Genomic DNA, 11,684 nt, shown 5'->3' with positions numbered 1-11,684 from the left:
TACTACGATGTCAGACACCCTCAATGGTACAAGCGTCCTGATTGGTTTGGGGTGGTCGGTGTTCCTCGTCTCTACGATGGCCATGACCTGCGCTTAAGTTATGTGATTTGGCAGGAAGGAGTTTCCCCTGCGATTGTGGTGGAATTATTGTCTCCAGGTACGGAAAATCAAGATTTAGGAGAAGAACTACGCCAACCAGAAGAACCGCCAACTAAGTGGACAGTTTATGAACAGATTCTGCGGATTCCCTACTATGTGGTTTTCAGTCGCTATACTAACCAACTTCAGGCGTTTGAACTGGTAGGCGGTCGTTACCAACCCGTAGCTTTAGTGGAGGGACGCTTACCGATTCCTCAACTGGAATTGAGCTTGGGTTTGTGGCAAGGTTCCTATCGGGGGATTGAGCGGCTATGGTTGCGCTGGTTGACGCTGGAAGGAGAGTTAATTCCCCTTGCCGATGAGGAGTTAATTGCGGCTAAACAAGAAGCTTCTGCGGCTAAACAAGAGGCTTCTGCGGCTAAACAACGAGCAGAACAACTAGCGGCACGATTGCGGGAATTAGGGATAGATACTGAAACCTGAAGGCTCAAAAACCCCCCAAAAAAAGAGAGAGGAAACCCGCGCCTCCTCTCTCTGGGACATTATTTTCTCGTTTTGCGGACAGTACCCCCTAGTAGCATTAAACCGCCCAGTGTGATATAACCAAGAACACCCGTGGGTTCGGGGACACCCACAGCAGCAGAAGCGACGGTCAACAAATGCCGAGAGATTTTTTGAGATTATTCATACATTGAATAATTGGCTCTACGAATAAAGTTAAGTAGTCGTGCAAAATTAATTTCCTAGTGAAGATAGGCAAGAGGCAAGAGGCAAGAGGCAAGAGGCAAGAGGTGGTTAGATATGTGTAATTAATTTTGCTTAGGTACTTATGTGTAGATTTTAGAAGCAATTTGATTGAAGTCAACATAAACCTTGTTGGATAAGGTTTTTAGACTTTTTTTCCCTCAAAAAGTGCCGACCATTGGAGTGATTGGGGGGAAAATCCCTGGACTTTTTCCCTGAAAATTAGGTAATTGACCACCTGAAAATCGGTAAAACCCCACACCCCACCTGCCCCCCCGATGTCGGGGGGGTTGGGAGGCCACACCCTACCCCCACGAAAAACTTTTTGCCGCAAACCCTACCTACACCCTACTAGACTACTGGTCTGTCAAAGTTGGGAATTGATGGATACAATTTAGTTAATTTGATCCGAGCATCGACCGTAATAAAATCTATGGAAATTATCGCTGTTTTACTGGGAGTTTTCGGTTTAGGGACAGGTGCGGGTTTATTGGTCATCCGTAACTACTACCACATCTGTCAACCGAGTGAAGTTTTAATTTTTGCAGGCAGTCGTCGTCCCACGGCCACGGGCAAAACCATCGGTTATCGTTTGGTAAAAGGGGGCAGCAGTATTCGTTTACCTATGCTAGAACAAGTGTATCGAATGGACCTGACCAACATGATCATCGATCTCAGGGTGGTTAATGCCTATTCTAAGGGCGGTGTGCCGTTGATCGTCACCGGGGTGGCGAATATTAAAATTGCCGGGGAAGAACCGATTATTTATAATGCGATCGAGCGTTTATTGGGCAAGAAACGCAAGGAAATCGAACAATTGGCTAAAGAAACCCTAGAGGGCAATTTGCGCGGTGTCTTGGCCAATTTAACCCCAGAACAAGCGAACTCCGATCAGATTGCTTTCGCTAAAAGTCTCCTGGAAGAAGCGGAACAGGATCTAGAAAAATTGGGTTTAGTTTTGGATAGTTTGCAGATCCAGAATATCTCCGATGAGGTGCGTTATCTCGATTCGATCGGACGGAAGCAAAAAGCCGAATTACAGAGAGATGCCCGGATAGCAGAAGCAAAAGCCCGAAAAACATCGATTATCAAGGATTCCGAGAATCTACGCCTAACCGCTTTGCGTCGTATCCAAAAAGATTTAGAAATAGCCAAAGCTGACGCAGAAAAACGGGTGCGCGACACTCAAACTAAGCGCGGCGCCATGATTGCCGAGGTAGAATCGGTGGTTATGTCCGATTTAGCTAAAGTACAGGCAGAAGTGGCGGTACAAACTGCCCGAATTAAGCAGGTGAAACAGCAATTACAGGCAGATGTGATCGCCCCTGCGGCCGCGGAATGTCAACAAGCGATCGCAAAAGCCCGGGGGGAAGCGGCCAAAATTATCGAACAGGGGAAAGCGCAAGCGGAAGGAACCAAAAAACTGGCGGCATCTTGGCAAGGAGCGGGAAATAACGCTAAAAACATCTTTTTATACCAAAAATTGGAGTTATTGCTTAAATTAATGGTCGCTAGTGTCCCAGAAGTGCAGGTGCAAACGGTGACGGTAGTGGACGGAGGTGATGGTAATCTTGTCCCGAAAATGACTGCCTTTGCCGAACAATTGCGACAAGCTACCGGGGTGGATCTGGTACAAATGGCTAATCGCATAGCACAAACCGAGCCATCTGTCAAGGGTAAAGACAAAAATTTTGATTTTAAACAATTGCCCTCTTGAATCAGTTATCAGTTATCAGTTATCAGTAGGAGGATAGAGTATTAAGTGAGCAGTATTAAATGGCAGTAAAAGTCCTGTCTGTTCACTGATTACTGATTACTGATTACTGATTATCGTCCACTAGAATGTTAATCAAGTTTGGAGACCACCGCCATGGATGACTTAATTAATGCTCCCTCCCCTTCTCCCCAAGACCTAGAAATGACGCGGACTCCCCCCTGGGGAACGGTGACGGTATTGGAGGAAGGTCCCCGGTATCGCATCAATCGCATTGTCATTAAACCAGGCCATCACATGAGTACCCAAATGCACTACCATCGCAGTGAACACTGGATTGTCGTCTCCGGTACAGCGCGGGTAATTTGTGATGAAAAAGAAACTCTCCTCAAACAAAAAGAATCTACCTATGTTCCCATGAATACCCGTCATCGGGTGGAAAACCCCGGTTCTATTCCTTTGGTGATGATTGAGGTGCAAAATGGCGAATATTTAGGAGATGATGATATTCACCGTTTTGATGATCGAGAATAGGACAGTTTTCTTCCGTATATACTTTAGTTATTTGCCAAAATCTCGATCGTGGATGAAAAAATTATCCTAGTTACAGGGGCCGCCCGTTCTGGGAAAAGTGAATGGGCCGAATATTTAGCCAAAATCAGCCAAAAACCCGTTATTTATATCGCCACCTCCTCAGTGGATGAAAAAGATCAAGAATGGTGCGACCGCATTGAAAGACACCGGCAGCGACGTTCCCCCCAATGGCAAACCCAAGAAATTCCCCGACAATTAAGCGAAACTATTGATAATAGCCCATTTACTCACTGTTTATTGATCGATTCCCTCGGTACTTGGGTAGCCAATTGTTTAGAAATGTCGGCAGCTGAATGGTTAGAAATTAGCGATCGATTCTTGTATTCCCTCAAAAACGCGCCGGTTGATGTTATTCTGGTGGCGGAAGAAACTGGTTGGGGTGTGGTTCCCGCTTATCCCCTCGGTCGTCTGTTTCGCGATCGTTTAGGCGATCTCTGTCGTAGAATTGGCACAATAGCAGACGCGGTTTATCTAGTTACCGGGGGTCATGCTCTTAATTTAAGTCAATTGGGTCAGTCTTTGTCGATAATTGGGCAATAGAGAAGTTGAGCAACGATTATCAGCGTCAAGTGATTGATTTTTATGCCCGTCGTCACGATTACGATAACGATTTTACGCAAGCTCGCGCCCTTAAATTAGTAAATTATCTCTATTTACAAAAAAAACAATCTGTGCTAGACGTGGCAACGGGAACGGGATTTATAGCGGTCGCAATTGCCCCAAAAGTAAAAAGTGTCATCGGGGTTGATTTCACGCCGGCAATGATTGCCAGAGCCGAAAAAAAGCTAGAAGCATTAAATATCGAGAATATTGACCTAATTAACGCCGATATAGCTGCCATTGACTTTGCCGAGTCTAGTTTCGATCTGATTACCTGTTCTCTGGCGATTGCACTTTTCCCCGATATCCCGCAAGTGCTGGCAAAATGGTATCAATGGTTAAAAAAAGGCGGTTCGATCGCCTATCGGCTGCCGAAATTGCGACTCTAGTGAACAATTATCGCCGAGAAATCGAGAAAAATGCCACCGATCAGGGGGTATGGCAAGATGCAACCACCTTTTTTATCACTGCTAGTAAAAGTTAGAAAAAGATCATGAGTCAAGTTAAAACCATCTCCGGACGAGCTTTACCCTTGCGAGGCAACGATATTGACACCGATCGCATTATTCCGGCTCGTTTTTTGCGTTGTATCACCTTTGAAGGTTTAGGAGAACAAGTGTTCGCCGATGATCGAGCGGCTTTACAGGGGAGTCATCCTTTCGATCTACCCCAGTACCAAGGAGCGAAAATTCTGGTAGTTAATGGTAATTTTGGTTGTGGCTCTTCTCGGGAACACGCACCGCAAGCGATTTTACGTTGGGGAATTCAAGCAATTATCGGGGAAAGTTTCGCCGAAATATTTTTTGGCAATTGTATCGCTAATGGGGTTCCCTGTGTCACTGCTGAGGCAAAAACCATCGCCCATTTACAGGATCTAATTGCCGCTAATCCCGAAATTCCCGTCGATCTTTCCTTGACAACCATGACGGTGGAATGGGGGGATTTTGTCGCTACCGTCTCTATGAATGAAGGTTCCCGACAGATGTTAATAGAAGGGGGTTGGGATACCTGCGGACAGCTGTTACAAAATCTCGATCTGATTCAATCTACCGCCCAAAAGTTACCCTATTTAAGTTTCGTCTAGGGAAACAATCTAGGCTGAGGGTGCGCTAGTAATAGATTAACGTACCCTGGCAAGGATTTTGTTTGCAATGCAGCAGCTGTAAATATTAAAAAATCTGCCCTATGACTAATCCTGATAATAATCTCCAAAATATCCAAGAACCGATTTTAAACGCTCCCGAAGATGTGCGAAAAATCATTGATCGCGTTTTAAAATTGGAAAGAGATAAGTTATACCAGCGCAATCCTCGCAATATCAATGATGATGTTTTAACGATTATTAAAGAAGTAATTCAATAATTAGTTATCAGTTATCAGGAGTCAGGAGATAGGGTGATAGGGTTTTGGGGTGATAGGGTGATAGGGATTTAGGGGTTTAGGGAAATTTCATCCAAATGCTCCACTTCCCACTTCCCCATCCCCCCACTTCCCCACTTCCCCACTTCCCCACTTCCCCACTTCCCCATCATCCCCTCTATCTAACTATGAAACTACTATCAATAAAGTTATGTAATTTTCGACAATTTTATGGCAAGACTCCCGAGATACATTTAGCGGCAAGTTCTCGCAATACAACGGTAATTTATGGCAATAATGGAGCGGGAAAAACAACCATTTTAAATGCTTGTACTTGGGTGCTTTATGAAAAATTTACGGCAGCTTTTGCCGAACCAGAGTTATTAGTTAATAAACGGGCAATTACGGAGGTAAGCACGGGAACCTCCCTAGAATGTTCCGCAGAAGTAAACTTTGAACATGAAAATAAACGCTATCAGGTAAAACGAAAATTTTTCGCCTATCAAGATGTAAATAGTAAAATTAAATACGGTCAAAATAGTTTATATATGCTCTACGCTGGTGATGATGGCAATTGGTACACACCCAATCAACCACCAGAGGATATTATTAATCAAATTTTACCCGAAAGTTTACACCGTTATTTCTTTTTTGATGGGGAATATATCGATCATCAATTTCGCAGTAGTAGCCAAGGTAAAATCGCCGAGGATACAAAAGAATTATTGGGAGTTAAAGTATTAGATCGAGCGATCGAGCATTTAAAAAAAGCTAAGAAATCTTTACAAGATGAGCTTAAAGATTTAGGAGAATCGGATTTAAAAAAGTTATTGAAACAGGAAAGTAAAATCGAGCAGGATTTCGAGAAATTAAAACAGCGTCAGCAGGATATTATTAACCAGTTATCCCAGCAGGAAGAATTAAAAAAAGCCGTGACTAATCGCTTATTAGAGTTAAGTGGTGCCGAGGAATTAAAACAGTTAAAAGAAAAATTAGAACAACAGGAAAGAAATCTGCGGCAAGATTTAGTGAGAACTAAGGATAAGTTAAAGAAATTAATTTCCCAGCAAGCTTATCAAGTCTTTTTAAAAGAAATTAATCAAAATTTTCAGCAATTAATCGATCGCCTGCGACAACAAGGGGAATTACCCAGTGGTATCAAACAGCAATTTGTCCAACAATTATTAGAGCGGAAAAAATGTATTTGTGGCCAGGAATTACAGGAAAATAGCCAAGCTTATTTAGAGGTACAAGACTGGATGAATAAAGCAGGAATGGCCGATGTGGAAGAAGCGGCCATTCGCTTATCTTCCACAGTCAGAGAAATAGATAAACGGGTGTTAGATTTTTGGCAAGAAGTGGATAGTTATCAAGCTAATATTCACCAGTGGCGCTTAGAATTATCTTTGGTAGAATCAGAATTAGATGAAGTTCGGGATAAATTTCGCCATTATCCCGATGAAGATATTAAAAATCTGCAATCTCGTTTAGATGCGATCGAGGATTCCCTCAAAGATTTACGATTGGAACAGGGCAGCAATAAAAATCAACTAGATATCTATGAAAAAGAGTTAGAATCCCTGCAAAAACAGGTACAAAAACAGCAACAAAAAGAGGAAAAATCTAATTTAGGACAACGACGTAGTTTAGCGACTCAAGAGGCAATTAATCGCATTAGTGAGGTAAGACAGAGATTAGAAAATCAGTTTCGTTTGTCCTTAGAAAAACGGGTACAGGAAATCTTTAACTCAATTTCTTTTACTCCCTATATTCCCCGTATTAGTCCCGATTACGAGGTAAGACTATTAGAAAATACGACAGGATTCGCCATTCCCGTGGCAGCTTCCACCGGAGAAAATCAGATTCTCAGTTTATCTTTTATCGGGGGAATTATTGATCGAGTGCGAGAATGGAGTCAGAAAAATACTTTGATGGGAATTGATAGCAGCACTTTTCCTCTGGTGATGGATTCCCCTTTTGGTAGTCTTGATCATATCTATCGTCGGCAAGTTGCGATCGCTATTCCTAAATTAGCCAATCAGTTAATTGTTTTAGTGACAAAAACTCAATGGAGAGGAGAAGTAGAAACCGAGATTTCTCCCTATATTGGTAAAGAATATGTGTTAGTTTATAATTCTCCGAAAGCGGATTGTCAAGAGGATTTAATTAATCTTCATGGTGTTGATTATTCTCTAGTGAAACGCAGTCCTAATAATTTTGAATATACGGAAATTATCGAAGTTAATCGATTTTCCTCCTGACTGCTAAATTCTCTTGTCATAACTAAATTTTAACTTCTAATAAAACGATCGATTGCTGTGTTCATTACCCCCACACGACTGGATAATTCCACAAGTTCCGTGGTGACAATATTATAATCCCCTAAATATTTATGGAGATTAGTTCCCTCTTGTTGATTGCCAATTTCTACTAACCTTTCCTCTCGCAATTCTTGCAAATGATCGAGGACTTCTTCTAAAGTATCTTCGAGGGGAGGTAAGGGAGGAGGAGGATTATTTGTTTGCAAAGCTTGGGTTAATTGCGTCAAAGCTTGGGTTATTTGTTGCGTGAACAGACTGAGATTAGGATGGGGAGGACTACCGCGATATTGTTCCAATTCCGTCAATAAAACTGTCACCCCGCGACCAAAACGAGGAATATAATTACTTAAAGTGATTGCCGGTTCCATTTGTGGAAAGGGTGTGCTAGGATCATCAATTAATCTTTGTAGGGCCGTTTGCATCGTTGTATTTGCTCGTCGAGCTTTATGGCGATGGGAAGATAAAATTGCAGTTTGATAGGATGATTCTCCTAAATAAACTGCCATAACTGACTGAAAAAATATTTGATTAGCTTCTAATGCTTTAATGGCAGCGAGGGAAAAACGTTCATCTTCATTAAACCGTAAAAAACCGAAGGAAAGGACAAAGGCCAAAGCACTACCGATTAAAGTATAAATTATTCTGATATACTCTAAATTAATGCCGTCATTGCTGGGATCGAGACGACTGAAGATTAAAGCAAAAATTGTGATAAAAAATACTGCCAAACTATAGTGAAATCGTACCAAAGCTAAAGCGATCGCTATAGAAATCACCCCAATAATTTCTAACCAGATCGGATTATCGATAATTGGCAACAGTGCCAAAACAAAAAACGAGCCTAAAATCGTGCCAAACACCCGATTTAAAAAGCGTTGAAAAGTCAAGCTAAAATCTGGTTTTAAGACAATAACTAAGGTTAAACCAATCCAAAAACTATGGGTAATTCCTAGCTTATTGTAAATCAAGACTCCTAGCGCACTTCCCAAACCCAAGCGTAAACCATGACGAAATAGGGGAGACTCTAGATTAAAATTAGATTTTAAGGGTTCCCACCAAGCTTTTTCTTGACTGTACTCTTTTTCTATCCCTTCAAAGTTCCGCTGCCAGGGATTTTTTTTATCGGAAAAGTTCTCGCTTTGCCGCAAATGTTGCGCTGTTTCACTGGCTATTTTTAGCTGTTTAAATAATTTTTTTAAACGATTATTTAATTGCGAAATTGCCACATAACTGCTATAATCATCCTGGGCATTTTCTAAAACTTTAGCTTGCAGGTTTTTTTGTTGCTCGATCGCCTTGAGTAATAGCTGCAAGCGTTCACAATCTGGTCGTTTATTTCTACCCAAAATTAACCAGGCAATATCTTCGCTAATTTCCGCCACTTGCACGAGAATATCTTCTAATAAAATACCCACCGTGGTCAGTTGTGGCAAGGGATGAAGATGAAGCAATTCTCGCAGCGCAATTAAGCTGGTATTAATGCGATCGCTATCTTCAATCAAGACGATTAACAATTCCCGCAGCTCACTTTTTCCCCAACGTCCCCGACGCGTCAAGGTGACAGTTTTCCTCGAACGTAGCAACAGCTGGCGGATTTTGTCAAAATATGGCTCCTCATTAGCATTAGAACGAGAGTTTAAGGGCAAAGAGCGGAGATAGGTGGCGATACCCTGAAAATTTTCCGCCGTTACCTGACGTAAAGGCTGATTAGGGCGAAAAGGCCAGATAAACAGGGCTAAAAAAATTGTCCATCCCCCTCCCAACACAGCGATTCCGGCCCGTTGTAAAGCGACGACAATATCCCCCGATGACAAAGAAACAGCAAAAAGCAGCAATAAACTAATTACTACCCCAGCTAACGCCCCATTTTCCCCGTAAACCGTCAAATAACCCGCTAGAAACAACCCGCAAAAAACTATCACCACGGTCAATCCTAGCCAAGCACTGGCTAATGTGCCGATAATCAAAGCTAGAGCCATCCCAATGGTCGTAGCGACTAGGGTTTTCGCTCTCAGGCAGTAAAGTCCCCCTACATCGGCTAAAATCAAGATTTGAGCCGCTAAACCGACCATTAACCCCAATTCTGACTGATCTAAAATATCACCGATAATAATCGGTACCGCGAGCGCCAATAAAGTCCGAATCCCCCGCTCGATCTCGATATCGCCACTAGGACGCAATAAAAAAGCAAATCGCTGAAGTAGCATAAATTCACTGAAAACTTAACTCTTGAACCTGATAACATAGCTACCGATCAATAATTTTAGGGCAGCCAACGGGGTTTAAAACCGGCGTTGAGTTCTTGAGGTAAAATTTTCGGGGTGCTATTGGGACTGAATTGATCGGGGAGTGGTAATAACCAGAGACGACCATCGGCAATGCTCGACCCCTCCCCGGTGACTAAATCATTTCTGACTCCAAAGGGTGTGGTTGCTAACTGATCAAATAATAAGGCCACGCCATCAGGAGACATACTCATCTGCACGTCACGATAATTAGGTAAGGCCAGCAGGGGCATCATTTTACCCGTTTTTAGCTCAATAATCCCTAAAAATGGTTCTTCTTTCACTTTGCCATCGCTGCCCATGACCAGATCGCTTTTCAGACAGTAAAGGGTTTTTTCTTGTCGCGGTTCAAATTCACAGCTAATAATCGGATTAGCTGTTCTTAATAGTAGTCTTGACTCTCCCTGATCGTTGAGCAAAAATAGCGATCGCTGATTATCCAGTTCTGATTTCACCATTAATTTTTGGCGACCATCCCGGGAAAAAGCGAGTATTTTCTCGTAGGTAGGCAAAAATTGCGGTTTTCCCGCTTGGACATCCAAAGGAATCACCGCTACCCCTCCCGTTTGACTGACAACCGCTTTTTTACCGTCGGGAGATAGTAAAAAATTATCCCCTTGCATTCCTAACGGTCGCGATTGTCCATCATCCCTGATTACCCATAAACTGGCATCCCCCGGATTCCCATGATTAATTCTCTGCACGATTAGGGTTTTGCCGTTATCTGAGAGATCAAAGCGCAGATTTTGATAGGTTTTCGCATCTAAAAACCTTTCTATACGACCACTGGGCAAATTTTGACCATGTTCGTCATGATTTAAACCCGTGGTAATCGTGTAAAGTTGCTGTTTCGGGGTGTCTCGTCCTAAGTCAGAGCGATCGAAGGCCGAGAATAAAATTCTCTCCCCCCTCGGATAGATTTGAAAATCCGTGACCACCAGATCCGCAGGGGTAAGGATGGTTTTTTTCAGTTCTGTGACGTTATTTGCCCCCTGAATGATATTACAGACGATTAAACGGCCTCTTTCCTCTTGGTTGACTCCAATATAGGCAAAAGCTCGATCGTGGGTGTAAAATTCCCCGATAAAGTCCTCACCTTGGGCAATGGGTAACTTTACTTGATATTTTTTGCCGTAGATGGGCAATTCCGTCAAGGTATAGGTCAAGCGATCGCCAGACCAGCTAATTTTACCCGGCAAGGGAGGATCGATCACCAGTCCGGTTTCTATGTCGGAACGGTCAATCGGTCGATTAAAACTTAAAGTAAAATAATTGTCCCTAACGCCGATTTTTCGTCCTTGCCAGCTAAAATTCTCCCCTCGGGTAGGAACTTGATTTCCCTGGATCAAAATCGACGATATCCCAGCAATTAAGGCCAAAATAGTCGCTAACACTAAGCGATCGAACCAAGCTAATCTTTTCATCAGTTATCAGTTATCAGTTATCAGGAGTCAGTCAGGAGTCAGTCAGGAGGCAATAGGCAATAGGCAATAGGCAATAGGCAATAGGCAATAGGCAATAGGCAATAGGCAATAGGCAATAGGCAGCTTTATTCTCCCCACACCCCACACCCCACACCCTACACCCCACACCCTACACCCTACACCCCACTTCCCACTTTCTTATCAGCTTTAGTAATGATTGTCATCGGTTTTTTCAATCGAATAAATAAAAACGCCCCCAAAAAGGAAGCGTTTTTTAACTTATCATGAGGACTTAGCAAAATGTGTGCAGAGTTAGAACGCGGATGTTGGATGGGGATCCAGCATCTGTTTATTTTTAACCATCTATCGCCGCTGCCGTCAAGGCCATGGGGATAGCATCACCGGAAGCTAAATCGAGGGGGAAGTTTTGACATCCTCACCGCCGTAAACGGACGGTGATTCCCAAACCTCACGATTTAGGTTTCTGCTTCTTTCCCTTGCGGGGTTCCGCACCTGCCTTAACAGATTTACTCTGTTCTGGTCT

At 42.9% G+C, this 11,684-nt stretch carries 11 protein-coding genes and 1 pseudogene; 8 read left to right on the top strand and 4 right to left on the bottom strand.

Going from position 1 to position 11,684, the window contains the following annotated elements; genetic code table 11:
- Positions 1-582 (top strand): Uma2 family endonuclease (locus EWV68_RS10140; RefSeq protein ID WP_287169691.1); only part of this gene is annotated, 582 nt, incomplete at its 5' end.
- A gap of 59 nt (positions 583-641) precedes the next feature.
- On the opposite strand, the pseudogene EWV68_RS10135 reads toward EWV68_RS10140, so the two are convergent.
- A pseudogene (locus EWV68_RS10135) lies at positions 642-740 on the bottom strand (PEP-CTERM sorting domain-containing protein); the annotation flags it as partial.
- A gap of 248 nt (positions 741-988) precedes the next feature.
- Entirely contained in the window at positions 989-1,177 is a 189-nt protein-coding gene (locus EWV68_RS22080) for a hypothetical protein (protein WP_081106789.1), read from the bottom strand.
- Positions 1,178-1,276: 99 nt separating this feature from the next.
- Between EWV68_RS22080 and EWV68_RS10130 the strand changes: the two genes are divergently transcribed.
- The 7 genes from EWV68_RS10130 (at position 1,277) to EWV68_RS10100 (ending at position 7,371) form a co-directional block, all read left to right on the top strand.
- The gene (locus EWV68_RS10130) at positions 1,277-2,560 is read left to right on the top strand and encodes a flotillin family protein (RefSeq protein ID WP_287169690.1); all 1,284 of its coding nucleotides are present in this window, start codon (positions 1,277-1,279) and stop codon (positions 2,558-2,560) included.
- A gap of 153 nt (positions 2,561-2,713) precedes the next feature.
- Positions 2,714-3,091, top strand: a complete 378-nt coding sequence (locus tag EWV68_RS10125) for a phosphomannose isomerase type II C-terminal cupin domain (protein WP_061431867.1) — start codon at positions 2,714-2,716, stop codon at positions 3,089-3,091.
- 48 nt (positions 3,092-3,139) lie between these two features.
- Positions 3,140-3,691 (top strand): bifunctional adenosylcobinamide kinase/adenosylcobinamide-phosphate guanylyltransferase, encoded by a 552-nt coding sequence (cobU, locus tag EWV68_RS10120; RefSeq protein ID WP_061431866.1) that lies wholly within the window; start codon positions 3,140-3,142, stop codon positions 3,689-3,691.
- Between the two features lie 5 nt (positions 3,692-3,696).
- Positions 3,697-4,140: a class I SAM-dependent methyltransferase gene (locus tag EWV68_RS10115; protein ID WP_287169688.1), complete on the top strand. Its 444-nt coding sequence runs from the start codon at positions 3,697-3,699 to the stop codon at positions 4,138-4,140.
- A 104-nt stretch (positions 4,141-4,244) separates the two neighbouring features.
- Positions 4,245-4,835, top strand: coding sequence for a 3-isopropylmalate dehydratase small subunit (gene leuD, locus EWV68_RS10110; protein WP_002796901.1), 591 nt, complete (start codon positions 4,245-4,247; stop codon positions 4,833-4,835).
- A 101-nt stretch (positions 4,836-4,936) separates the two neighbouring features.
- Positions 4,937-5,113: a hypothetical protein gene (locus EWV68_RS10105; RefSeq protein ID WP_002737666.1), complete on the top strand. Its 177-nt coding sequence runs from the start codon at positions 4,937-4,939 to the stop codon at positions 5,111-5,113.
- 185 nt (positions 5,114-5,298) lie between these two features.
- Entirely contained in the window at positions 5,299-7,371 is a 2,073-nt protein-coding gene (locus EWV68_RS10100) for an AAA family ATPase (RefSeq protein WP_061431897.1), read from the top strand.
- 29 nt (positions 7,372-7,400) lie between these two features.
- On the opposite strand, the gene EWV68_RS10095 is transcribed toward EWV68_RS10100, so the two are convergent.
- Both EWV68_RS10095 and EWV68_RS10090 read right to left on the bottom strand, forming a co-directional pair.
- A complete protein-coding gene (locus EWV68_RS10095; RefSeq protein WP_287169686.1) occupies positions 7,401-9,638 on the bottom strand; it encodes an FUSC family protein in 2,238 nt (745 codons plus the stop codon).
- Positions 9,639-9,694: 56 nt separating this feature from the next.
- Positions 9,695-11,140 carry an Ig-like domain-containing domain gene (locus tag EWV68_RS10090; RefSeq protein ID WP_287169685.1) on the bottom strand — a complete coding sequence of 482 codons (1,446 nt, stop codon included), beginning with the start codon at positions 11,138-11,140 and terminating at the stop codon, positions 9,695-9,697.
- Positions 11,141-11,684: the final 544 nt, after the last annotated feature.

Source organism: Microcystis sp. M_QC_C_20170808_M9Col (assembly GCF_007095495.1).
GTDB lineage: Bacteria > Cyanobacteriota > Cyanobacteriia > Cyanobacteriales > Microcystaceae > Microcystis > Microcystis aeruginosa.
This window is presented reverse-complemented; position numbering and strand designations above follow the sequence as displayed.